At 71.7% G+C, this 21,794-nt stretch carries 22 protein-coding genes; 14 read left to right on the top strand and 8 right to left on the bottom strand.

Annotation, left to right across the window (positions count from 1 at the left end; all coding sequences use genetic code 11):
- Nucleotides 1–74 precede the first annotated feature (74 nt).
- The 3 genes from ACIBQ1_RS46720 to ACIBQ1_RS46710 are packed head-to-tail and all read right to left on the bottom strand — an operon-like array spanning nucleotide 75 to nucleotide 2,844.
- Nucleotides 75–830, bottom strand: a complete 756-nt coding sequence (locus tag ACIBQ1_RS46720; RefSeq protein ID WP_397287770.1) for an ATP-binding cassette domain-containing protein — start codon at nucleotides 828–830, stop codon at nucleotides 75–77.
- Entirely contained in the window at nucleotides 827–1,858 is a 1,032-nt protein-coding gene (locus ACIBQ1_RS46715; protein ID WP_397287768.1) for an ABC transporter permease, read from the bottom strand. The genes ACIBQ1_RS46720 and ACIBQ1_RS46715 overlap by 4 nt, the downstream gene beginning before the upstream one ends.
- Nucleotides 1,855–2,844, bottom strand: coding sequence for a sugar ABC transporter substrate-binding protein (locus ACIBQ1_RS46710; RefSeq protein ID WP_397287766.1), 990 nt, complete (start codon nucleotides 2,842–2,844; stop codon nucleotides 1,855–1,857). The genes ACIBQ1_RS46715 and ACIBQ1_RS46710 overlap by 4 nt, the downstream gene beginning before the upstream one ends.
- 118 nt (nucleotides 2,845–2,962) lie before the next feature.
- Between ACIBQ1_RS46710 and ACIBQ1_RS46705 the strand changes: the two genes are divergently transcribed.
- On the top strand, nucleotides 2,963–3,601 hold the full coding sequence (locus tag ACIBQ1_RS46705; RefSeq protein WP_397287765.1) for a TetR/AcrR family transcriptional regulator: 639 nt from the start codon (nucleotides 2,963–2,965) through the stop codon (nucleotides 3,599–3,601).
- A gap of 40 nt (nucleotides 3,602–3,641) precedes the next feature.
- On the opposite strand, the gene ACIBQ1_RS46700 is transcribed toward ACIBQ1_RS46705, so the two are convergent.
- On the bottom strand, nucleotides 3,642–4,469 hold the full coding sequence (locus ACIBQ1_RS46700; protein ID WP_397287763.1) for an HpcH/HpaI aldolase/citrate lyase family protein: 828 nt from the start codon (nucleotides 4,467–4,469) through the stop codon (nucleotides 3,642–3,644).
- The gene (locus ACIBQ1_RS46695; RefSeq protein ID WP_397287761.1) at nucleotides 4,466–5,686 is read right to left on the bottom strand and encodes a CaiB/BaiF CoA transferase family protein; all 1,221 of its coding nucleotides are present in this window, start codon (nucleotides 5,684–5,686) and stop codon (nucleotides 4,466–4,468) included. Before ACIBQ1_RS46695 ends, ACIBQ1_RS46700 begins: the two co-directional genes overlap by 4 nt.
- A 70-nt stretch (nucleotides 5,687–5,756) precedes the next feature.
- Between ACIBQ1_RS46695 and ACIBQ1_RS46690 the strand changes: the two genes are divergently transcribed.
- The 3 genes from ACIBQ1_RS46690 (at nucleotide 5,757) to ACIBQ1_RS46680 (ending at nucleotide 8,005) form a co-directional block, all read left to right on the top strand.
- The gene (locus ACIBQ1_RS46690) at nucleotides 5,757–6,410 is read left to right on the top strand and encodes a GntR family transcriptional regulator (RefSeq protein WP_397287759.1); all 654 of its coding nucleotides are present in this window, start codon (nucleotides 5,757–5,759) and stop codon (nucleotides 6,408–6,410) included.
- Nucleotides 6,411–6,534: 124 nt separating this feature from the next.
- Complete coding sequence (locus tag ACIBQ1_RS46685; RefSeq protein ID WP_397287757.1) at nucleotides 6,535–7,275, top strand: hypothetical protein; 741 nt, start codon at nucleotides 6,535–6,537, stop codon at nucleotides 7,273–7,275.
- Nucleotides 7,276–7,300: 25 nt separating this feature from the next.
- On the top strand, nucleotides 7,301–8,005 hold the full coding sequence (locus ACIBQ1_RS46680) for an HAD family hydrolase (protein WP_397287755.1): 705 nt from the start codon (nucleotides 7,301–7,303) through the stop codon (nucleotides 8,003–8,005).
- Between the two features lie 29 nt (nucleotides 8,006–8,034).
- On the opposite strand, the gene ACIBQ1_RS46675 is transcribed toward ACIBQ1_RS46680, so the two are convergent.
- Entirely contained in the window at nucleotides 8,035–8,808 is a 774-nt protein-coding gene (locus tag ACIBQ1_RS46675) for an inositol monophosphatase family protein (RefSeq protein ID WP_397287753.1), read from the bottom strand.
- A gap of 104 nt (nucleotides 8,809–8,912) precedes the next feature.
- Between ACIBQ1_RS46675 and ACIBQ1_RS46670 the strand changes: the two genes are divergently transcribed.
- Complete coding sequence (locus ACIBQ1_RS46670; RefSeq protein ID WP_397287751.1) at nucleotides 8,913–9,653, top strand: GntR family transcriptional regulator; 741 nt, start codon at nucleotides 8,913–8,915, stop codon at nucleotides 9,651–9,653.
- Here the strand turns inward: ACIBQ1_RS46670 and ACIBQ1_RS46665 are convergent.
- Both ACIBQ1_RS46665 and ACIBQ1_RS46660 read right to left on the bottom strand, forming a co-directional pair.
- Nucleotides 9,597–10,244, bottom strand: coding sequence for a DedA family protein (locus ACIBQ1_RS46665; protein ID WP_397287749.1), 648 nt, complete (start codon nucleotides 10,242–10,244; stop codon nucleotides 9,597–9,599). The two genes, ACIBQ1_RS46670 and ACIBQ1_RS46665, sit on opposite strands and share 57 nt — an antisense overlap.
- A gap of 69 nt (nucleotides 10,245–10,313) precedes the next feature.
- Nucleotides 10,314–11,303 (bottom strand): aldo/keto reductase, encoded by a 990-nt coding sequence (locus tag ACIBQ1_RS46660; RefSeq protein WP_397287747.1) that lies wholly within the window; start codon nucleotides 11,301–11,303, stop codon nucleotides 10,314–10,316.
- Between the two features lie 211 nt (nucleotides 11,304–11,514).
- On the opposite strand from ACIBQ1_RS46660, the gene ACIBQ1_RS46655 reads away from it, so the two are divergent.
- The 9 genes from ACIBQ1_RS46655 to ACIBQ1_RS46615 all read left to right on the top strand — a co-directional run bounded on the left by ACIBQ1_RS46655 (nucleotide 11,515) and on the right by ACIBQ1_RS46615 (nucleotide 21,746).
- Entirely contained in the window at nucleotides 11,515–11,874 is a 360-nt protein-coding gene (locus tag ACIBQ1_RS46655) for a hypothetical protein (protein ID WP_397287745.1), read from the top strand.
- A gap of 132 nt (nucleotides 11,875–12,006) precedes the next feature.
- On the top strand, nucleotides 12,007–13,920 hold the full coding sequence (locus ACIBQ1_RS46650; protein WP_397287743.1) for a glycoside hydrolase family 127 protein: 1,914 nt from the start codon (nucleotides 12,007–12,009) through the stop codon (nucleotides 13,918–13,920).
- On the top strand, nucleotides 13,917–15,617 hold the full coding sequence (locus ACIBQ1_RS46645; protein WP_397287741.1) for an ABC transporter substrate-binding protein: 1,701 nt from the start codon (nucleotides 13,917–13,919) through the stop codon (nucleotides 15,615–15,617). Before ACIBQ1_RS46650 ends, ACIBQ1_RS46645 begins: the two co-directional genes overlap by 4 nt.
- Entirely contained in the window at nucleotides 15,618–16,532 is a 915-nt protein-coding gene (locus ACIBQ1_RS46640; protein WP_397287739.1) for an ABC transporter permease, read from the top strand. It begins immediately after the preceding gene.
- Complete coding sequence (locus tag ACIBQ1_RS46635; protein WP_397287737.1) at nucleotides 16,529–17,527, top strand: ABC transporter permease; 999 nt, start codon at nucleotides 16,529–16,531, stop codon at nucleotides 17,525–17,527. The genes ACIBQ1_RS46640 and ACIBQ1_RS46635 overlap by 4 nt, the downstream gene beginning before the upstream one ends.
- Entirely contained in the window at nucleotides 17,524–18,336 is an 813-nt protein-coding gene (locus ACIBQ1_RS46630; protein ID WP_397287735.1) for an ABC transporter ATP-binding protein, read from the top strand. Before ACIBQ1_RS46635 ends, ACIBQ1_RS46630 begins: the two co-directional genes overlap by 4 nt.
- Complete coding sequence (locus tag ACIBQ1_RS46625; RefSeq protein ID WP_397287733.1) at nucleotides 18,333–19,145, top strand: ATP-binding cassette domain-containing protein; 813 nt, start codon at nucleotides 18,333–18,335, stop codon at nucleotides 19,143–19,145. Before ACIBQ1_RS46630 ends, ACIBQ1_RS46625 begins: the two co-directional genes overlap by 4 nt.
- Entirely contained in the window at nucleotides 19,142–20,428 is a 1,287-nt protein-coding gene (locus ACIBQ1_RS46620; RefSeq protein WP_397287731.1) for an alpha/beta fold hydrolase, read from the top strand. Before ACIBQ1_RS46625 ends, ACIBQ1_RS46620 begins: the two co-directional genes overlap by 4 nt.
- Nucleotides 20,421–21,746: an aminopeptidase P family protein gene (locus tag ACIBQ1_RS46615; protein ID WP_397287729.1), complete on the top strand. Its 1,326-nt coding sequence runs from the start codon at nucleotides 20,421–20,423 to the stop codon at nucleotides 21,744–21,746. Before ACIBQ1_RS46620 ends, ACIBQ1_RS46615 begins: the two co-directional genes overlap by 8 nt.
- Nucleotides 21,747–21,794 lie beyond the last annotated feature (48 nt).

Here is a 21,794-nt window from a genome sequence, read left to right as displayed (position 1 = left end):
GTCACACCTAGGGGTTTGTGCCTGCTCGTACCTCCAGACCACCGCCCAAAAGCGTCAAATTCCCCCTAAAACGGTCAGTCCCGCTCCAGCTCGTGCGCCAGCTCCTCCAGCTCCGCCCCGCCCGCCATGAGCGAGGTCAGCTCCTGCGTGGTGATGTCGGCCTTGCCGTACTCGCCCAGGCTGGCGCCCCGGTTGAGCAGCAGGAACCGGTCGCCCACCGGGTAGGCGTGGTGGGGATTGTGGGTGATGAAGACCACGCCGAGCCCCCGGTCGCGGGCCCTGGCGATGTAGCGCAGCACCACTCCGGCCTGCTTGACGCCCAGCGCGGAGGTGGGCTCGTCGAGGATGAGGACGCGGGCGCCGAAGTGGACGGCCCTGGCGATGGCCACCGACTGCCGCTCGCCGCCGGACAGCGTGCCGACCGGCTGGTCCACGTCGCGGATGTCGATGCCCATGGCCCGCAGCTCCTCCCGCGCCACGCGACGCGCCTTGGCCACGTCGAAGGCCAGGCCCTTCTTCGGCTCCGAGCCGAGGAAGAAGTTCCGCCAGACCGACATGAGCGGGATCATCGCCAGGTCCTGGTAGACGGTCGCGATGCCGCGGTCGAGCGCGTCGCGGGGGCTGGCGAAGCGCACCTCCTGGCCGTCCACCAGGAGCGCGCCGACGTCGTGCTGGTGCACCCCGGCCAGGATCTTGATGAGCGTGGACTTGCCGGCGCCGTTGTCGCCGAGCACGCAGGTCACCTGGCCGGCCCGCACGCCCATCGACACGTCGCGCAGCGCCAGCACCGACCCGAACGTCTTGCCGATGCCCCTGGTCTCGAGAATCAATGCTTCACCTCCTCGGCGTACCGCCTGACCAGGCGGTTGGCCAGCGTCGCCAGCAGCAGCATCGCGCCCAGGAAGAACTTGAACCAGTCGGCGTTCCAGCCCAGGAACACGATGCCCTTGTCGGCCATGCCGAAGATGACCGCGCCGATGGAGGCCCCGATCGCGGAGCCGTACCCGCCGGTGAGCAGGCAGCCGCCGATGACGGCGGCGATGATGTAGATGAACTCCTGGCCGATGCCGATGTTGGCCTGCACGGACGTGTACCGCAGCGCGAGGATCGAGCCGACCAGCCAGGCGGCGAACGCCGTCGTCATGAACAGCGCGATCTTCGTACGGGCGGCGGCCACGCCGACCGCGCGGGCGGCCTGCTCGTTGCCGCCCACCGCGAAGATCCAGTTTCCGGCCCTGGAACGCATGAGCACCCAGGTGGCCACGACGGTCACCAGGATCCACCACAGGATCGCCACCCGGAACGAGGTCCCGCCGATCTGGATCGTCCCGGCGAGGATCGCGTTCGCGGTCTCGAAGCCGGAGGCCCGGCGCAGGCCGCTGACCTGCACCGTCCCGGTGATGGCCTTGGTGACGCCGAGGTTGACGCCCTGCAGCATGAGGAACGTGCCCAGCGTGACGATGAAGCTGGGCAGCTTGGTCCTGGTGACGACCAGCCCGTTGGCGAACCCGACGGCCAGCGCCACGACCAGCCCGACGAGCATGGCCGCCCACACGCTGAACCCGTAGCGGGTGGCCAGCGTGACGAGGATGAGCCCGCTCGTGCCGGTCAGCACGCCGGCCGACAGGTCGAACTCGCCGCCGATCATGAGCAGCGCGACCGCGACGGCCATGATGCCGAGCGTGGCGGCCGGGTCGAGCCAGTTCGCGATGCCGTCCAGTGACCGGAACACCGGCGACTGGGAGGCGAAGAACACGAACACCACGACCAGCCCGACCACCGCGCCCAGTTCGGGCCTGATGAGCAGGCGGCGGGCCAGGCCGACGTCGGTGACCCGCTCGTCGGCCGCCAGGGTCATCGCGTGCCCGCCTCGGCCAGCTTGGCCACCTGCTCGGCGTTGTCCTTGGTCACGAAGCCCGGCCCGGTGTTGACGGGCAGGCCGCCGCCGACCGTGTTGAGGTTGTTCTTGTACAGGTTGAGGAACGTGATCGGCAGGTAGCCCTGCAGGTACTGCTGCTGGTCCACGGCGAACAGGATCTCCCCGTCCTTGATCGCGGACACCACGTCGCCCGACAGGTCGAACGTGGCCAGCTTGGCCTGCGAGCCGGAGTCCTTGATGGCGTCCCTGGCGGCGACCGCGACGGCCGGGTTGAGCGCGAGCACGCCGTTGACCTGCTTGTCCGACTGGAGCTTGGCGGTGACCTTGGAGGTCACGTCGGCCAGGTTGCCCACGTCGACCTGCAGCCGCTCGACCGTGCCGCCCAGCGTCTGCTCGGCGCCCTTGCAGCGCTGGTCGAGGCCGACGTTGCCGGCCTCGTGGATGACGCACAGCAGCTTGGTGACGCCGGCGGCCTTGAGCTGCTCGCCCGCGCCGCGCCCGGCCACGTCCTCCGACTGCCCGACGTGCGTGATGGCGCCGAACGCCTTGGAGGAGTCGGCGCCGGAGTTGATGGTGACCACCGGGATCTTCGCCGCGACGGCCTTGCCGATGGCCTCCTTGAGCGCGTCGGGGTTGGCCATGGAGACCACGATGCCGTCCACCTTCTCCGAGACGGCCTGGTCGATGAGCTGCGACTGTTTGGCGGGGTCGCCGTCGCCCTGGTAGGTCACCTTGACGCCGTACTGTTTGCCTGCGGCCTCGGCGCCGTTCTTGACCACGTCCCAGAAGGAGTCGCCGGCGCCTCCGTGGGTGATGACGGCGAAGCCGGCGCTCGCGGCGGCCGAGCTCCCGGCGGGGGCGGCGGCCGCCGAGCTCTCGGCGGGGGCGCTCTGCCCTCCGGAGGAGGAGCAGCCGGTCACGGCGAGCGCGCCCAGCAGGGCCAGCACGATCGGGGTACGTCTCATAGGACACCTCCAAGACCAACGGGCTCGCCCCGGTTCTACCCCAATATCATCTCTATGTATAGACATGCGGACTTATCCACCGTAGAACGGAACCTTACGTTCCGATATGCTGAAGGGTATGACGAGCGCACCCATGAGCGGCCGCAAGGCGCAGGCCGCGCGCAACGACGAGTTGATCCTGCGAGCGGCCAGGGCGGTCTTCACCGCCGACCCCGGCGCCCCCATCGCGGCCGTGGCCGAGAAGGCGGGCGTCGGGATCAGCGCGCTTTACCGCCGCTACCCCAGCAAGGAAGCGCTGCTGCAGAAGCTGTGCGGCGACGGTCTCCAGCTCTACATCGAGGTGACCGAGCGGTCGCTGGCCCAGGAAGGCGACCCGTGGGAGGCGTTCGCCGCCTACCTGCGCGGCATCGTGGAGGCCGACACCAACTCCCTGACGATCAGGCTGGCGGGCACGTTCACGCCGACCGAGGAGCTGGGCCGCGCCGCGTTCCTGGCCTCGTCGCTGGCCACCGAGGCGCACCGCCGGGCGGTGGAGGCCGGCGTGCTGCGGCCGGACGTGACGGCGACGGACATCGCGCTGCTGTTCGAGCAGATGGCCTCGATCAAGCTCGGCGACGAGGAGCGCACCGCACAGCTGCGCGAGCGCTACCTGACGCTCCTGATGGACGCGCTGCGGGTGCCGCCCGCGCACCGGGAGCTGCCGGGCCCCGCTCCCGCGGACGAGGAGCTGTCGGCCCGCTGGTACCCGTCGTCCTAGCCCGCTCCCGGCCCGCGCCCGGTCCGCGCCCGGTCCGCTCTCAGTCCGCCGGATCGGCCGGCCGCCGGGCGAGCGCGACCGTGCGGCGGGCCCTGGCGACGATGGGGGCGTCCACGAAGCGGCCGTCGGGCAGCGCGACCGCGCCCAGGCCGGACCGCTCGGCCTGCTCGGCCGCCTCGACGATCTCCGCGGCCCTGGCCGCCTCCTCCTCCGACGGGCGGAACGCCCGCCTGATCACCGGGATCTGGCGGGGGTGGATGGCGGTCCTGCCGAACAGGCCGAGCGCGCGGCCCGCCAGGCAGGAGGCCAGCAGGCCGGCCTCGTCCTTGACGTTCGGGTAGACGGCCATGGGCACGGGCGGCAGGCCGGCCGCCGCCGCGGCCAGCACCACCTGGAGCCGCAGGTGGTCCATGGCCCGTTCGTCGGCGATGGCCAGCTCGGCGGCCAGGTCCTGCTCGCCGAGCGCGACGCCGGCGACCTTCGGGTGCGCCGCGATCTCGCGGGCCGCCAGGATCCCGGCCGCCGACTCCAGCAGCGCGTACGCCGGCGCGGCGCCGGTGATCGCGTCGAGCACGGCCACGGACTCGACCTTGGGCAGCCGCACGGCGTCGGCGAGCTCCCCGACCGCTTCGAGGTCGGCCAGCCCGCGCCCGGTGGCCAGGTCGTTGACCCGGACGTGCAACTGCGCGGCCGGGGAGGCGTCCCGGCGGGCGCGGAGGTAGGCCACGGCGTTGGCGCGGGCCTCGTCCTTGCGGGCGGGCGCGACCGCGTCCTCCAGGTCGATGATGACGACGTCCGCCCCGGAGGCGACCGCCTTGTCGAAGCGCTCGGGCCGGTCGCCCGGCACGTACAGCCAGGTGACGTTCACGCGATCACGCCCGCTTCGCGCAGGGCCGCGATCCGCTCGCCGGTGTAGTCGAGCTCCGCGAGCACCTCGTCGGTGTCGCGCCCGAGCGGCCGTCCCGGCCAGCGGATCTCGCCGGGTGTGTCGGACATGCGGAACATGACGTTCTGCAGGGTCACCGAGCCGAGCTCCTCGTCCGGCACCTCCACGAACGTGCGCAGCGCCGCGTACTGCGGGTCCTCGGCGATGTCGGAGACGTCGTAGATGGGCGCGACCGCGGCCTGCGCCTCCTCGAAACGGGCGATGACCTCGTCGGCGTCCCGCTCGGCGATCCAGGAGGCGACGGCCTCGTCCAGCTCGTCCACGTGCTGCACGCGCCCGCTCCCGCTGGCGAACCAGGGCTGCTCCACCAGGTCGGGCCGCCCCACCAGGGTGACCACGCGCTCGGCGACGGGCTGGGCGCTGGTGGAGATGGCCAGCCACCGCCCGTCGCGCGTCCGGTAGGTGTTGCGCGGCGCGTTGCTGCTGGACCGGTTGCCGGTGCGGCGCGGCACGACGCCCAGGGCCTGGTACGCGGTCATCTGCGGCCCCAGGATGCCCAGGATCGGCTCGATGATCGCCAGGTCGATGACCTGCCCCCGCCCGCTCTGCTCCCGGGCGCGCAGCGCCACCATGATCGCGTACGACATGGCCAGGCCCGCGATGCCGTCGGCGAGGGCCAGCGGCGGCAGCGTGGGCGGCCCGTCGGGCTGCCCGGTCATGGCCGCGAACCCGCTCATGGCCTCGGCCAGCGTCCCGAACCCCGGCTGCTTGGCCATCGGCCCGAACTGCCCGAACCCGGTCATCCGCGCCACGATCAGCCGCGGGTTGAGCTCAAGAAGGTCTTCGGGGGCGAGATTCCAGCGCTCCAGGGTGCCGGGGCGGAAGTTCTCGATCAGCACGTCGGACCGCTCGGCCAGGCGGCGCAGGATCTCCTGGCCCTCGGCCCGCGACAGGTCCACCGCCGCGGCGCGCTTGTTGCGCGCGAGCGTCTTCCACCACAACCCCACGCCGTCCACGGGCTCGTCGGTGCCGGCCCGTTTCCGGGGCACGGACGCGCCGTGCCCGCGCGAGGGGTCGCCGCGCCGGGGGTGCTCGATCTTGATCACGTCGGCGCCGAAGTCGCCCAGCATCATCGCGGCGGAGGGACCGGCGAACAGGGTCGCCGCGTCGATGACCCGGAGGTCGGCGAGGCTCGTCATAGGTATGTAACTTATAAGAAATATGTCATAGGTCCAACCAGAGTGACTGATCTACGAGAAACTTGGGGACATGTCGCCTACGGAGCCCCGGCCGCCGATGAGCAAGGCCGAGTACGTCTACAGCGTGCTGCTCGACGAGATCCGCACCGCGCGGATCCCGGGCGGCACGGCGCTGCGGGCCGGGGAGGTGGCCCGCCGGCTGGGTGTGTCGGTCACCCCCGTGCGCGAGGCGCTGCGCAGGCTGGAGAAGGACCGGCTGATCAGCTACGAGGCGCATCACGGCGCGACCGTCGTGGACCTGGGAGACGAGGCCGTCGCCGAGTACTACGGCCTGCGCGCGGTGGTCGAGGGCCTGGGCGCGCGCCTGGCGGCCGGCCGCATCACCCCGGAGGAGCTGGCCGGGCTGCGCGACCTGCACGCCTCGATGGTCGAGGACGCCGCGCACGGCAGGCACGACCGGCTCGGGGAGCAGAGCAGGCGGTTCCACCTGCGCATCGTGGACATCGGCGGCCCGGCCTTCCTGGCCGCGCACGCCAGGTCGGTGCGCAACAGCTTCCCGGTGCCCGCCGAGGCGTCGCTGTGGCTGGACGAGGCCCAGGTGCGGGCCCAGCTCGAAGCGCACGAGGGCATCCTGGCCGCGCTGGAGTCCGGCGACGCCGAGGCCGCGGAACGCATCATGATCGACCACGTGCGCCGGGCCGGGGATTACCGGCAACAGCACTGACCAAATACGTACGTCACGGTCGCCGATGACAAAAATCAGCGTTCGGCCCTGCTCTATTGCAACTCGATTACGGCTGTTGCACGATGGCCACTCAAGTGGTCTGGCACCCGAGGGGGCAGGGACTGTGGCGAGCCGACGTGCTGGACACGCGTGGACACTGCATCCCGACTACCGGACTCCTCCCGTCCCCGCAGGCACGACCGTCGCCCCAGGCCCCTGGCGGCACCCCGACGGCGGCCAGATCATGAACGGCACCTACGAGCGGCCCCTTCCCGACCGGCGGGTCGAGGTCGTCACCATCTGGTACGGCTACGCGCTCAGCCACTGGAACGGGCCGCGCATGCCGCGTTTCACCAGCCCGCTGGTGTCGGCCTGGAACCCGGTGCTGGCCCAGGGGCTGGCCGTCGACCCGCGGGCCCCGGCGCCGTACCACGACGAGCTGTGGTGCGACCGGTGGATCGCCGACGCCCTGCTGTACGGGCGCAAGCCGTACGGGGCGTTCACCCTGCCCGCCGCCGAGGCGCTGCGCTGGTTCGCCAAGAGCGGCGGCACGGGCCTCGTCTACCACGCCGAGCCGGCGGACGGGCTGATCAGGGTCGTGGCGGGCACGGCGGAGCGCTACGCGCAGCTGTTCGACCTGGACGCGCTGATCGCCGACTACCGCGGCGCGCTGCCGCCGGAGCTGGCCGAGCCGGAGGTGGCGGCGCTGGAGGCGCACCGCGGCCACTCCCCCGCGCTGCGCTACATCCTCAGCGAGAACGGCGAGGCCCGCTTCGCGCAGGCGCCGCTGTCGGTGCGCGGTCTCACCCTCGGATACCCTCCTCGGGAGACGGCCGCCCGCATCGCCGCCGCGACCCTCTCCTGACCGCACCCATCACCGGAGCCACGCCGTGACCGCGAGACCCATGCCGGGCGTCAAGGGCGTCCTGTTCGACCTCGACGGCACCCTGTTCGACCACCGGAGCGCCGCCGACGCCGCGATCATCGGGTGGGTGACAGCGCACTCCCCCGGCCACCCGCGCCTGGACGAGGTGTGCGCGCTCTGGGCCGGCCTGGAGGCGGTGTACCTGGCGATGTGGCAGGCGGGCGAGTGCACCGTGCAGGAGCAGCGGCGCCGCCGCCTGAGCGCGCTCTGCCGGGAGCTGGCCGTGCCGGTGCCCGGCGACCTCGACGCCGCCTACGCCGACTTCGGCGAACGCTACCGGCAGGGCTGGATCGCCTACCCGGACGCGGCGGGGGCGGTGGCGGAGCTGGGCGGGTTCGCGCTCGGGGTGCTGACGAACGGGGTGCAGCAGATGCAGGAGGCGAAGATCCGCGCGATCGGGCTCACCGGCGCGGTCGGGCCGGTGCTGACGGGCGAGACGCTGGGCGGCCACTTCAAGCCGTCGCCCGCCTCCTACACGGGGGCCGCCGCGGCGCTCGGGCTGGCGCCGGAGCAGGTGCTGCTGGTGGGCGACGACGTGGGCAATGACGTGACGGGGCCGGCGGCGACCGGCATGCGCTCGGTCTGGCTCGACCGGCTCGGGGTCGAGCCACCGCCCGCCGGCTTCCCCCGCATCACCTCACTGGCCGAGCTCCCGCGACTCCTCCACTAGCGCCACCCGGGGCCCGGCCTCGGCTCGCCTCACCGGGGCGCCAGCTCTGCCAGCACGGAGCCGGCCAGGTCGAAGCCGCCCACATGCGCCAGGTAGGCCCCCTGCCGCAGCGGGTCGCCGAGGTAGACGCCGCCCGCCTGGCGCACCAGCAGGGCCCCCGCGGCCACGTCCCAGGGGTGGGCGCGGGTGCCGTACGCGGCGTCCGACCAGCCGGCGGCGACGTGCGCGAGCTTGAGCGCCGCGCTGCCCGGCTTGCGCACGGCCGAGAAGGACTCCAGGAACCGGCCGTAGCGGCGCAGCGCCGCCTCGCCGTCCGCCTCCAGGTCCGCGGGCGTCGGATAGCTCGACAGCAGCATCGCCTCCCGGTCCCGGGAGGCTCCCGCGCTCTTCAGCGGCGCGCCGTTGCACCAGGCGCCCTCGGCGGAGGCGCTGAACTCGTCCTCGCGTACGGGGTCGTACACCACGCCGGCGACCAGCTCCCCGCGCGCGGCCACGGCGACGGACACGCAGAAGAACGGCAGCCCGGCGGCGAAGTTGGCGGTGCCGTCGATGGGGTCGATGTACCAGACGAGGTCGCCGGACCCGGTCGTGCCGGCCTCCTCGCCGACGATCACGCTCTCGGGCGCGCGGGCGGCGATGACCGCGCGGATGGCCTCCTCGGCGGCGCGGTCGTGCTCGGTCACGGGGTCGTGGAAGTCGCGTTTGGTGGACACCTCGGGCCGGGACCTGAAGGCCTTGCGCAGCCGGGGCCCGGCGGCCCGGGCCGCCTCGGTGGCGATGTCCAGCAGGTGCGTCACGTCCATCTTCACTCCTGAAGCAGGGGAAAAGTCATCAGGACCCTCTATGCCCACTCCGCACGGCCTTTGTCATTTGTCAGGACATTCTGACCTGGGTTAAGCTGATCGGCATGACCGCGAACCTCGCCATCGACCTGGACCGGTCCAGCCCGGTGCCGCTCTACTTCCAGGTGGCCGAGCAGATCGCCGAGGCCATCCGGCGAGGTGACCTGGCGCCCGGCGCCCGGCTGGACAACGAGATCCTGCTGGCCGACAAGCTGGGCCTGTCGCGGCCCACGATCCGCCAGGCGATCCAGTATCTCGTGGACAAGGGCCTGCTCGTGCGCAAGCGCGGCGTCGGCACCCAGGTCGTCCACGGGCAGGTCAAGCGCTCGGTGGAGCTGACGAGCCTCTACGACGACCTGCGCAGGTCAGGCCAGGAGCCGGCCACGCAGGTGCTGGCGCTGGAGCCGCGCCCGGTCGACGAGGAGGTGGCCCAGATCCTGAGCGTGGAGGCGGGCACGGAGGTCCTCTATCTCGAGCGCGTGCGCTTCGCGGCCGGGGAGCCCCTGGCGCTGCTGCACAACTGGCTGCCGCTCGGCCTGGCCCAGCTCACCGCCGCCGACCTGGAGAGCCGGGGCCTGTACGAGCTGCTGCGCGGCGCGGGCGTGCGGATGCGGGTGGCCAACCAGCGGATCGGCGCGCGGGCCGCCACCCAGGCCGAGGCCAGGCTGCTGGAGGAGCGCCGGGGCGCGCCGCTGCTGACCATGATCCGCACCACGTACGACGACCAGGGCAGGGCCGTCGAGCACGGCTCACACGTCTACCGGGCCTCGCACTACTCCCTCGAGGTCACCCTCATCGAGCGCTGAGGCGGCCCGCCGCTTCAGGTAGAGCGTGGTGCAGATCCCGAACACCACGGCCACCACCAGCCCCACCCACGAGAAGCCCTTCAGCCACTTCTCGGCGACGAGCCCGAGATAGAAGATCACCGCGGTGGTGCCGCCCGCCCACACGATCCCGCCGAGCACGTTGGCGACGGCGAACTTCCAGTACGGCATCCGCAGCGCCCCCGCCAGCGGCCCGGCCAGGATGCGCAGCAGCGCGATGAACCGCCCGACGAAGACCGCCCACACCCCGAACCGCTGGAAGTACCCCTCGGCCTTGGCGACGTGCCGCGGCCCGAAATGCTTGGGGAAGCGCCGCCCGAGCCGGTCGAACAGGGGCGCGCCGCCCCTGCGCCCGATCGCGTACCCGGCGGAGTCGCCCAGGATGGCCCCGGCGCTGGCGAACGCGCCGACCCAGAAGGGGTGCACCACGCCTTTGGAGGCCAGGATCGAGGCGCTGACCAGCACGATCTCACCGGGCAGCGGAATGCCGAGGCTCTCGAACCCGATCACCAGCGCGACCATCGCGTACAGCCAGCCGGCCGGGATCGCCTGCAACCATTCGTCGATATGCACGCGCGCAACCCTAGCGCCGTCACATCACCACAAGACCCGCGTTCGAGACCTTCCTTCCGCGCCGGACGGTCAGCGTTCGCTGTCGAGCATGGACATCTGCGCCTCGGCGTACCTGGCACCGGCGGCGGCCCCCTCGGGGACGGCCGCCTCGACGGCCGCCAGGTCCTCGGCGGACAGCCGCACCTCCAGAGCGCCCAGGGCCTCGGCCAGCCGCTCGCGCCGCCGCGCCCCGACGAGCGGGACGATGTCCTCGCCCCGGGCCAGCACCCAGGCGACGGCCAGCTGCGCGACCGTGACCCCCTTGGCCTCGGCGAGCGCCCGCAGCGCGGCCACCAGCGTGAGGTTGTGCGCCAGGTTGTCGCCGGAGAAGCGCGGGCTGACGGCGCGGAAGTCGCCGGCGCCCAGCTCGCGGTCCTTGGACCAGTGACCGCTGAGCAGGCCCCTGGACAGCACGCCGTACGCGGTCACGCCGACGCCCAGCTCGCGGCAGGCGGGCAGGACGTCCCGCTCGATCCCCCTGGACAGCAGCGAGTATTCGAGCTGCACGTCGGCGATCGGGTGGACGGCGTGGGCCCGCCGGATGGTCTCGGCCCCGGCCTCGGACAGCCCGACGTGCCGCACGCGCCCCTTCGCGACCTCCTCGGCGATGGCGCCGACGGTCTCCTCGATCGGCACGTCCGGATCGACCCGCGCGATCCGGTAGACGTCCACGTGGTCGGTGCCCAGGCGCCGCAGGGTGTAGGCGAGCGAGGTCTTGACCGCCGCGGGCCGGCCGTCGTAGCCGAGCCAGTTGCCGTCGTGGTCGCGCTGCGCCCCGAACTTCACGCTGATCAGGACGTCGTCGCGCGAGCGGCCTTCGAGCGCCTGGCGGATGAGCAGCTCGTTGTGGCCCATGCCGTAGAAGTCGCCGGTGTCGAGCAGCGTGATGCCGGCGTCGAGGGCGGCGTGGATGGTGGCGATGGACTCGGACGTGTCGGCCGGCCCGTAGAAGTCGGACATGCCCATGCAGCCCAGCCCGAGGTCGGACACGGCGGGTCCACCGGTTCCCAGAGTTCTCATACGGTCAGCATGCCAGTTGGACTGACAGATTTCAATTTTTGTCAGCACATACGAGCCGATCGTCACCTGCCGAGACCCCGCCCGGTCCTCTGTGTAATCGGCGCTCAAGCGGCGTGCAATCCGGCCCGCGTACAACGGCATCCGGCAGATCGGGAGAAACGCCTCCGGCGGGCGGGGAGAGGGCAGGGAAACGATGGGCACGGGACTGTGGATGTCAGTGGCGATCACGGGAGCGACGATGCTGATCCTGGCGTGCGTCGGGCTGCCGTTCCTCATCGCCGCGCGGAACGGCCGGCAACTCCTCGCCACCGGCATCGCCGCGCAGGCGGTGATCGAGTCGATGGCCGACACCGGCGTGACGATCAACGGGCAGCCGCTCGTCAGCTTCGTCCTCGGCGTGCGACTGCCGGGCGGGCAGGTGCACCGGGTCACGCACCGGCAGTCGCTGCCGCGCCTGCCCATGGGCATGGTCGTGCCCGGCGCGGTGGTGCCGGTCAAGGTGGACCAGCAGCGGCGCGACCGGGTGCGCATCGACTGGGCGTCCTGGCGCCCGGCTCCGTACGGCGCCTGAGCGCCATGATCTGACCCGTCCGGTGGTTTCCGGACGGGTTACGTTCTTTTTTCCATCCGGCCCCAACCCTTGGCAACTTACCTCCCAGACACCTAAGGTTCAGTGCAATGCCACACATTACTGGGAAGGTTCATGACGTCCAAGCAGGTCAGGCCCCTGGACGGCGCCGTACGCACCGCCGCCGGGGCTGTAAGGCCGCTGTCAGGGATTCGTATCACCGGCGGTCTGCTCCATGACTGGCAGCGCCGCAACAGCAGGGCCACGATCCCGCACACCATCGAGCAGCTCCGGGCGGCGGGCAACGTCGCCAACCTGAGCCGCCTCCTGGAGGACGACCCCGCCCCCTACCGGGGCCGGTACCCGTTCCTCGACACCGACCTCTACAAGACCCTCGAAGGTCTGGCGTACGAGCTCGGCGACGGCGACACCTCGGCCAGGGAGTTCTTCGACGAGGTGGTCGGCCTGCTGGAGCGGGTCCAGGCCGGCGACGGTTATCTCAACTCCTTCTTCCAGGACCCCGAGGCGGCCAAGAAACCGTGGGAGGACCTGGCCTGGGGGCACGAGCTGTACAACCTGGGCCACCTCATCCAGGCGGCCGTCGCCGCGAACCGGCGGATGGGCGACGACCGGCTGCTGCGGGTGGCCACGCGCTTCGCCGACCTGGCGGCGGACCGGTTCGGGCAGTCGGGGGTCTGCGGCCATCCCGAGGTGGAGATGGCGCTGGTCGAGCTCTACCGGGAGACGGGCGAGCGCCGCTACCTGACGCTGGCGGCGGCGTTCGTCGACCGCAGGGGCACGGGACAGATGGAGCACCGCATCTTCCCCGCCGAGTACTTCCAGGACCACGTGCCGCTGCGCGAGCTGCCGTCGGTGACCGGCCACGCGGTGCGCATGGCCTACCTGGCGGCGGGCGCGGCCGACGTCTTCCTGGAGACCGGCGACCGGTCGCTGTTCGAGACGCTGGAGCGGCTCTGGGACGACATGGTGGCGACCAAGCTGTACGTCACCGGCGGCCTGGGCAGCCGCCACTCCGACGAGGCGATCGGCGACCGGTACGAGCTGCCCTCCGAGCGCGCCTACACCGAGACCTGCGCGGCCATCGGCGTCATGCAGTGGGCCTGGCGGATGTTCCTGGCCAGCGGCGCCGCGAAGTACCTCGACGTGTTCGAGCGCGTGCTCTACAACGCCTACGCCGTGGGCCTGTCGGCCGAGGGCACGGCGTTCTTCTACGACAACCCGCTGCAGCGCCGCCCCGACCACGCGCAGCGCAGCGGCTCGGAGGACGGCGGCGAGCCGCTGCGCCGGGCCTGGTTCACCTGCCCGTGCTGCCCGCCCAACATCGTGCGGTGGATGGCCCAGCTCGCCGACTACGTGGCGGCCGAGCGGGACGGCGCCGTGCTGATCACCACCTACACGCAGGCCGAGATCCGCACGGCCGAGCTGGACCTGGCGATGGAGACGGCCTACCCGTGGGACGGCGACGTGCGCATCGCCGTCGAGCGGGCGCCGGAGGGGCCGTACGGGCTCGTGCTGCGCGTCCCCGGCTGGGCCGGGAACGTGACAGTGACCGTCAACGGCGAGCCCTGCCGGGCGCCGGAGTCCGGCGGCTGGCTCACCCTCCACCGCACGTGGTCGCCGGGCGACGAGGTGCGCCTCACCCTGCCCATGCCGGTCCGGGCGCACGGCTCGCACCCCCACCTGGACGCCACCAGGGGCGCGCTGAGCCTGGCCCGGGGGCCGATCGTGTACTGCGTCGAGCAGCACGACAGCCCGCAGGCCCCCGTCGACGACCTGCTCGTCGGGGCCCACGACGTTGTTAACGCGCACACCGAGCGGCGCGACGAGGCCGTCGTGCTGCGTCTGGAGGCGGACGCGGCTCCCCCGCCCTCCGCCGAGCTCTACCCCGAGCTCCCTCTGCACGAGGCGCTCCCGGAGACGAGGGTCGTGGCGACCTTCGTCCCCTACTTCCTGTGGGGCAACCGCGGCCCCCAGGCCATGCGGGTCTGGGTCAGGACCCCCTGGACCAACGGAAAGAAGGCATCATGAGGAGATCGGCGGCGCTCGCGAGCGTCACCATGACCACCGTCCTGGCGCTCACCGCGTGCGGCGGGGGCGGCGGCACGGGGGCCACGGGCACGGGCACCGGCACGGGCGCCTCGGGCGGGCCGGGCGCGCCCGCCGCGACGGGCGGCACCGTGCGCATCCTGGCCAAGGCGGACTTCTCCCACCTGGACCCGGCGCGCGGCTGGGACGGCGGAGTGAACAACTTCTACCGGCTCATCTACCGGGGGCTGACGATGTTCGGCGCGGGTCCGGGCGCCGAGGGCACGAAGGTCGTGCCGGACCTGGCCACCGACACGGGCACGCCGTCGGACGGCGCCAAGACGTGGACGTTCAAGCTCAAGGACAACCTGTTCTTCGAGGACGGCACGCCGATCAACAGCGAGGCCGTGAAGTTCGGCTTCTCGCGCACGTTCGACCCCGAGGCCGGGATCGGCTCGCCGTACGGGAAGCTGCTCCTGGACGCGCCGAAGGACTACAAGGGCCCGTACCTGGACGGCGATCTGAAGACGATCGAGACGCCCGACGACAAGACGGTCGTCTTCCACCTGAAGAAGCCCTTCGCCGACTTCCCGAGCGCGCTGGCGCTGGCCAACTTCACGCCCTTCCCCAAGGGCACGGGGGCGGGCGCGGCGTTCGACACCAAGCCGATCGCGAGCGGGCCGTACAAGCTGGCCGGCTACCAGCGCGGCGCCTCGCTGAAGCTGGAGCGCAACCCGCAGTGGAAGCGTGAGACCGACAGCGTGCGGGCGGCCAAGCCGGACGCGTTCGAGTGGACCTTCGGCCTGGACTGGGCCACGATCGACGAGCGCATGCTGGCCGGGCAGGGCACCGACGCCGACGCCATCGGCCCCTCGATCCAGGCGGGGACCGTGGCGCGGGTGCAGGCGCCGCAGATCAAGCAGCGCACGCTGTCCGGGCTCAACGGCTGCACCACCTACATGGGCCTGAACACCACCAAGAAGCCCCTGAACGACGTGCGGGTGCGCCAGGCGATCAACTACGCGGTCAACAAGGACACCGTGGTCGCGGGCATGGGCGGCGGCGCCCTGGCCGCCAAGGGCACCACGATCCAGCCGCCCACGATCGCGGGCCGGGTGGACTACGACCTGTACCCGTACAACCCCGAGGAGGCCAAGAAGCTGCTGGCCGAGGCCGGCCTGGCGGACGGGTTCACCCTGACGCTCGACACCCGCCCGGACCCGAAGATGGCCGCGGTGGCGGTGGCGATCCAGGACGCGCTCAAGCAGGTGAAGATCGACGTCAAGATCAACAACATCGACACCTCCACGTACTACGAGGTCATCGGCACGCCGGCGCAGCAGCACGACGCCGCCGTGACCGGCTGGTGCCCCGACTGGGCCTCCGGCGCGACGTTCCTGCCGCCGCTGTTCGACGGCCGCAACATCACCGAAAAGGGCAACTCCAACCTCGCGCAGATCAACGACAAGGGCATCAACCAGCGCATCGACGAGATCGCCGCGATGGCGGACGTGCAGGCGGCCAACGCGGCCTACGGCGAGCTGGACAAGCAGATCATGAAGGAGGCGCCGATCGTCCCGCTGGCCTACGAGAAGCTCATCCTCCTGGCCGGCTCGAACATCGCGGGCGCCTACCAGTCCAACTCCTTCTCCGGCGGCATCGACCTGATCTCCGTCGGCCTGGCGAAGCCGACGAAGTAGATGGCCGTCGTCGCTTACTCCCCGAGCACGTCGAGGGCCCGGGTCACGAGCGCGCTGCTGCGCGACCGAGGCGCGGTGCTCAGCACCGCGTTCCTCGCGCTGATCGTGCTGATGGCGATCTGCGCGCCGCTGATCAGCGCGATCACCGGCCACGGCCCGAACGACTTCGACACCGCCGCCGTCGACACCGACCTGGGCGGGGTGCCGCGCGGGTCGCTCGGCGGGATCAGCGCCGACCACCTGCTGGGCGTCGAGCCGCAGAACGGCCGCGACATCCTGGCCCGCATCGCGTACGGGGCGCGCGTCTCGCTGCTGATCGCGGTCTCGGCCACGGCGCTGACGACCCTGCTGGGCGTGGTGCTGGGCATGCTGGCCGGGTTCTACCAGGGTTGGGTGGACCAGGTGATCTGCCGGGTCATGGACTTCCTCATGGCCTTCCCCGCGCTGATCTTCATGATCGCGATCCTGTCGTCGCTGCCGCAGGGCAACAAGCCGGTGCTGCTGGTCGTGGTGATCAGCGTGTTCGGCTGGCCGTACCTGGCCCGGGTGGTGCGCGGGCAGACGATGACGCTGGTGAACAGGGAGTTCGTGGAGGCCGCCCGCGCGTCGGGCGCCTCCACGGGCGCGCTGGTGTTCAAGGAGATCCTGCCGAACCTGCGCAGCTCGCTGATCGTGATGACCACCCTGGCCGTGCCCGGCTACGTCGGCACCGAGGCGGGGCTGTCGTTCCTGGGCGTCGGCGTGGCGCCGCCGACGCCGTCGTGGGGCCAGATGATCGCCGGCTCGGTCTCCTGGTACTCCGTCGATCCGATGTACTTCGCGATCCCCGGCGGGTTCCTGTTCCTCACCGTGCTGTCGCTGACGGTGCTCGGCGACCGGCTGCGGGCCGCCTTCGACGCCGGGGATGCCTCATGATGGCGCGCTACCTCGCCGGGCGCCTCGCCGGGGTGGTGCTGATCCTCTTCCTGGTGTGCCTGTTCACGTTCATCATCTTCTTCACCCTCCAGCCCGACCCGGCGGTGATGATCTGCGGCAAGACGTGCACGCCCGAGCGCATCGACCAGATCCACACCGTGCTGGGGCTGGACAAGCCGTTGCTGACGCAGTTCTTCGGCTTCCTGTTCGGCATCTTCGCCGGGCGCGACTACGGCGAGGGCGCGAACCTGGTGCACTGCGCCGCCCCGTGCCTGGGCTACAGCTTCCAGACCAACCAGTCCGTGTGGGAGATGGTGGTCGAGCGGCTGCCCGTCAGCGCCACCGTCGCGATCGGGGCCGCGGTGCTGTGGCTGCTCATCGGGATCGCGGCCGGCCTGCTCAGCGCCGTCAAGGAGGGCACCTGGTGGGACCGCGCCGCCATGGGCCTGGCCCTGGGCGGCTCCAGCGTCCCCAACTACGTGCTGGCGCTGGCGCTGCAGTACGTGCTGGTGGTGCAGCTGCAGGTGCTGCCCTTCCCGCGGGCCGTGCCCTTCGCCGAGGATCCGGTCGTGTGGTTCCAGTCGTACCTGATGCCGTGGATCGTGCTGGCCACCGGCTACGCCTGCCTGTACGCCCGGCTCACCCGGGCGAACGTGATCGACACCCTCGCCGAGAACTTCATGCGCACGGCCAGGAGCAAGGGCCTGAGCCCGGCGCTGACCATGCGCAGGCACGCCCTGCGCCCGGCGCTGACGCCCATCGCCACGATCTTCGGCATGGACTTCGCCGCGCTGCTGGGCGGCGCGCTCATCACCGAGACGGTGTTCGGGCTGAACGGCGTGGGCAAGATGGCCGCCGACTCCATCGCCAAGAACGACCAGCCGGTGATCATGGCGGTGACGCTGCTGGCGGCGTTCTTCGTGGTGGTCGGGAACGTGGTGATCGACCTCGTCTACACGAGGCTGGACCCGAGAGTGAGGATCACGGCGAAATGAGCGACCTGCTTGTCGTGGAGGACCTCACCGTCACCTTCCCCACCACGCGCGGCCCGGTGGACGTGGTCAAGGGCGTGTCCTTCACCGTCGGACGGGACGAGACGGTCGGGATCGTCGGCGAGTCCGGGTCCGGCAAGTCCATGACCAGCCTGGCGGTCATGGGACTGCTGCCCAAGGGCGCCAGGGCCGGCGGGAGCATCCGGCTGGACGGCACGGAACTGCTCGGCCGCCCGGACCGGGAGCTGCGGCGGCTGCGCGGCGACCAGATGTCGATGATCTTCCAGGATCCGCTGTCGTCCCTGAACCCGTACTACACGGTCGGCCTGCAGATCGAGGAGATGTACCGCGCCCACCGCGGCGGCCCCCGCGCGGCCGCGCGGAAGGTCGCGGTCGAGGCGCTGCGGGAGGTGGGCCTGCCCGAACCGGAGCGGCGGGTGGACTACTACCCGCACCAGTTCTCCGGCGGGCAGCGGCAGCGCGTCATGATCGCGATGGCCCTGGTGTGCGCGCCCGCGCTGCTGATCGCCGACGAGCCGACCACGGCCCTGGACGTAACCGTCCAGGCGCAGATCCTCCAGCTGCTGGCCCGGCTGCGGCAGGACAGCGGCATGGGCATGGTGTTCATCACGCACGACCTGGCCGTGATCAGCTCGATCGCGACCCGCGTGCTGGTGATGCGGCAGGGCGAGCAGGTCGAGTACGGCACGGCCGAGCAAGTGTTCGCCGAGCCGCGCCACGACTACACCAAGATGCTGCTGGAGAGCATCCCGCGCATCGACGATCCAGTGAACGGTGAGGTGATCGCATGACGCTGCTGCGGGCCAAGGACCTGACCAAGCGGTTCGTCTCGCGCGGCCCGCTGGGCGCCAAGGCCGAGTTCACGGCGGTCGACCAGGTCAGCTTCGAGGTACGGCTGGGCGAGACGCTGGCCGTGGTCGGCGAGTCCGGCAGCGGCAAGTCGACCACCGCCCGCATGATCGCCAAGCTGATGGACCCGAGCGAGGGCACGCTGGAGTTCGACGGCGAGGACGTCACCCACGCCAAGGGGGCGGCGCTGGCCCGCTTCCGCGCCAACGTCCAGGTCGTCTTCCAGGACCCGTTCTCCTCGCTCAACCCCCGCCACACGGTGGAACGGATCCTGATGGCGCCCCTGGCCTACCAGGGCATCCCGCCCGACGGCGGCCGCCGGGCGCACGCCAAGGAGCTGATGGAGCGGGTCGGGCTGAACCCCGACCACTCGCTGCGCTACCCCGCGCAGTTCTCCGGCGGGCAGGCGCAGCGCATCGGCATCGCCCGCGCGCTGGCCGTCAACCCCAAGCTGGTGATCTGCGACGAGGCCGTCTCGGCGCTGGACGTGTCGGTGCAGGCCCAGGTGATCGAACTGCTGCGCCGGCTGCAGCGCGAGAGCGGCTTCAGCTACGTGTTCATCGCCCACGACCTGGCCGTCGTCCGGCAGATCGCGCAGCGGGTCGCGGTCATGAGCAAGGGGAAGATCGTCGAGCTGGGGGACGCCGAGCAGGTGTTCGGCGAGCCCCGGCACGATTACACGCGTACGCTGCTGGCGGCCATCCCGCGCATCAACCCGGAGTGGGACCGCCGCAGGAGGGAGAAGCCGTGATCACCGCGACCTACACGATCCCGGGGATGCGGGTGCGTGACCACGTCGTGGAGGTGCCGCTGGACTGGTCGGACCCCGAGGCCACGATCAGGGTCTTCGCCAGGGAGCTCGTGGACCCCGCGCGCGACCGCGACGACCTGCCGTGCCTGCTGTTCCTGCAGGGCGGGCCAGGTGGCAAGGGGCCGCGTCCCGTCGGCACGGCGGGCTGGCTCGGCAGGGCGCTGGAGACGTACCGGGTGGTGCTGCTCGACCAGCGGGGCACGGGCCGCAGCTCGCGGATCGACGGGCGGGTGATGAGCGCGCTCGACCCGCAGGAGGGCGCCGACTACCTGGCCCGCTTCCGCGCTGACTCGATCGTGGCCGACGCCGAGCACCTGCGCAGGACCGTCTTCGGCGGGCGGCGCTGGTCGACGCTCGGGCAGAGCTACGGCGGCTTCCTGACGCTGACGTACCTGTCGCAGGCGCCCGAGGGCCTCAGCGCCTGCTACGTGGCGGGCGGCCTGCCGTCCCTGGACCCCGACGCGTCGGAGGTCTACCGGCGCACCTATCCGCGGGTCGCGGCCAAGAACGCCGAGTTCTACCGCCGCTACCCGCACCACGTCGAGACCGTGACCCGGCTGGCCGACCGGCTGGCCTACGGCGACGTGCTGCTGCCCGACGGCGACACCCTCACCGTCCGGCGCCTGCAGTCGCTGGGGATCGACTTCGGCATGAAGCCGGGGTACGAGCGCATGCACTGGCTGCTCGACGAAGCCCTGCTGGAAGGAGGGGAACTGCCCGAGACGTTCCTGCACCAGGTGCTGGCTCGCTCCTCCTACGCCGACAACCCGCTGTTCGCCGCGCTGCAGGAGAGCATCTACGGCTCCGGCCCCGGCGCGACCGCCTGGGCGGCGCAGCGCGAGCGCGCCGCCCACCCCGCCTTCGCCGAGGACGCCCGGCCGCTGCTGTTCACCGGCGAGATGATCTATCCCTGGATGTTCGGGGAGATCCGCGCGCTGCGCCCCTTCCACGCCGCCGTCGACCTGCTCGCCGAGCGCGCCGGCTGGCCGGCCCTGTACGACCTGGACCGCCTGGCCGCCAACGAGGTGCCGGTGGCGGCGGCCGTCTACTTCGACGACATGTACGTCGACTCCGGCCTGCAGCTGGACACCGCGTCCAGAGTGGGCAACACGCAGGCCTGGGTCACCAACGAGTACGAGCACGACGGCATCGGCGAGGAACGCGTCTTCGCCCGCCTGACCGGACTGGTACGCGACATAGGAGGAGGAATCACCGGTGAGTGACGGCAAACCCCCCAAGCTGACAGAGGTCCCCGCGTTCGTCGACTACATCGCCCAGGGCTGGGACGCCCCCGCCCGCACCCCCGACCTCGTGCCCGGGGCGGCCGAGGCGGCGGCCACGCACCGCGAACGCCTGGCCGCCGCGCTGCCCGGCAGGACCGTGGTGGTGAAGGCGGGCCGGGCTCCGGTCCGCAGCAACGACACCGCCTACGACTTCCGCGTGGACAGCGACTTCTACTGGCTCACCGGCTGCGCCGTGGAGAACGCCGTGGCCGTGATCTCCGGCGGCGCCGCCACCCTCTACCTGCCGCCGCCCGCCCGCCCAGGCGAACCCGGCTTCTTCTCCGACGCGGCGTACGGGGAGCTGTGGGTGGGCCCGTCCCCATCCCTCGCCGAGTGGTCGGCGGCGCTCGGGGTCGCGGTGCGGCCGCTGGCCGAGTTCACGGACGAGCCCGAACCGGTGAAGGAGCTGCCCCGGGTGCTGGCCGAGCTGCGCATGATCAAGGACGAGTGGGAGATCGGCCAGCTGCGCGAGTCCGTGGACCGGACCGTCGAGGGCTTCGCGGCCGTGCTGGCCGAGGTCCCGGCGGCGATCGAAGGGGCCGGCGAGCGGTGGCTGCAGGGCACGTTCGACCGCTACGCCAGGGCGTACGGCAACGGACCCGGCTACGCCACCATCGTCGGCAGCGGCCCGCACGCCCCCACCCTGCACTGGGTGCGCTGCGACGGGCCGGTCCTGCCGGACGAGCTGCTGCTGCTCGACATGGGCGTGGAGGTCCGCAGCCACTACACCGCCGACGTCACCCGCACCTTCCCCGCCTCCGGCGCCTTCTCCCCCGCCCAGCGGCAGGTGCACGACCTGGTGGAGAAGGCGCACCGGGCGGGCCTGGCGGCGGTCGGCCCCGGCCGGCGCTTCACCGACTTCCACCACGCGGCCATGGAGGTCATCGCGCGCGGGCTGCACGACTGGGGCCTGCTGCCGGTCTCGGTGGACGAGGCCCTGTCCGACCAGGGCCAGCACCACCGCCGCTACCTCATCTGCGGCATCGGCCACCACCTGGGCCTGGACGTGCACGACTGCGCCCAGTCCCGCCCGGAGGCCTACCACGGGGCCGTCATGGCACCGGGGATGGCGCTCACCGTCGAGCCCGGGCTGTACTTCCACGCCCACGATCTGACGGTCCCGCCGGAGCTGCGCGGGGTCGGGGTGCGGATCGAGGACGACCTGCTGGTCACGCCGGACGGGGCGGAGATCCTGTCGGACGCCCTGCCCATCGACGCGGCCGGCCTGGAACGCTGGGCCAAGGAGTCCACCGCCTGACCCACGGGGCCTTCCGGCGCCATCCCACGAGCGGCTGCAGCGGGCGGC

This window comes from Nonomuraea sp. NPDC050153, assembly GCF_044460125.1.
In the GTDB taxonomy this organism is placed as follows: domain Bacteria; phylum Actinomycetota; class Actinomycetes; order Streptosporangiales; family Streptosporangiaceae; genus Nonomuraea.
Note: the sequence above shows the minus strand (reverse complement) of the source record. Positions and strands in the feature narration are given on the sequence as shown.

Excerpts from the sequence above, each read along its gene's own strand:
- ACIBQ1_RS46715 (WP_397287768.1), bottom strand. The coding sequence starts at position 1,858 with ATGACCCTGGCGGCCGACGAGCGGGTCACCGACGTCGGCCTGGCCCGC.
- ACIBQ1_RS46695 (WP_397287761.1), bottom strand. The coding sequence starts at position 5,686 with ATGACGAGCCTCGCCGACCTCCGGGTCATCGACGCGGCGACCCTGTTC.
- ACIBQ1_RS46660 (WP_397287747.1), bottom strand. The coding sequence starts at position 11,303 with ATGAGAACTCTGGGAACCGGTGGACCCGCCGTGTCCGACCTCGGGCTG.
- ACIBQ1_RS46655 (WP_397287745.1), top strand. The coding sequence starts at position 11,515 with ATGTCAGTGGCGATCACGGGAGCGACGATGCTGATCCTGGCGTGCGTC.
- ACIBQ1_RS46675 (WP_397287753.1), bottom strand. The coding sequence starts at position 8,808 with ATGGACGTGACGCACCTGCTGGACATCGCCACCGAGGCGGCCCGGGCC.
- ACIBQ1_RS46640 (WP_397287739.1), top strand. The coding sequence starts at position 15,618 with ATGGCCGTCGTCGCTTACTCCCCGAGCACGTCGAGGGCCCGGGTCACG.
- ACIBQ1_RS46710 (WP_397287766.1), bottom strand. The coding sequence starts at position 2,844 with ATGAGACGTACCCCGATCGTGCTGGCCCTGCTGGGCGCGCTCGCCGTG.
- ACIBQ1_RS46645 (WP_397287741.1), top strand. The coding sequence starts at position 13,917 with ATGAGGAGATCGGCGGCGCTCGCGAGCGTCACCATGACCACCGTCCTG.
- ACIBQ1_RS46635 (WP_397287737.1), top strand. The coding sequence starts at position 16,529 with ATGATGGCGCGCTACCTCGCCGGGCGCCTCGCCGGGGTGGTGCTGATC.
- ACIBQ1_RS46650 (WP_397287743.1), top strand. The coding sequence starts at position 12,007 with ATGACGTCCAAGCAGGTCAGGCCCCTGGACGGCGCCGTACGCACCGCC.
- ACIBQ1_RS46630 (WP_397287735.1), top strand. The coding sequence starts at position 17,524 with ATGAGCGACCTGCTTGTCGTGGAGGACCTCACCGTCACCTTCCCCACC.
- ACIBQ1_RS46625 (WP_397287733.1), top strand. The coding sequence starts at position 18,333 with ATGACGCTGCTGCGGGCCAAGGACCTGACCAAGCGGTTCGTCTCGCGC.
- ACIBQ1_RS46670 (WP_397287751.1), top strand. The coding sequence starts at position 8,913 with ATGACCGCGAACCTCGCCATCGACCTGGACCGGTCCAGCCCGGTGCCG.
- ACIBQ1_RS46690 (WP_397287759.1), top strand. The coding sequence starts at position 5,757 with ATGTCGCCTACGGAGCCCCGGCCGCCGATGAGCAAGGCCGAGTACGTC.
- ACIBQ1_RS46705 (WP_397287765.1), top strand. The coding sequence starts at position 2,963 with ATGACGAGCGCACCCATGAGCGGCCGCAAGGCGCAGGCCGCGCGCAAC.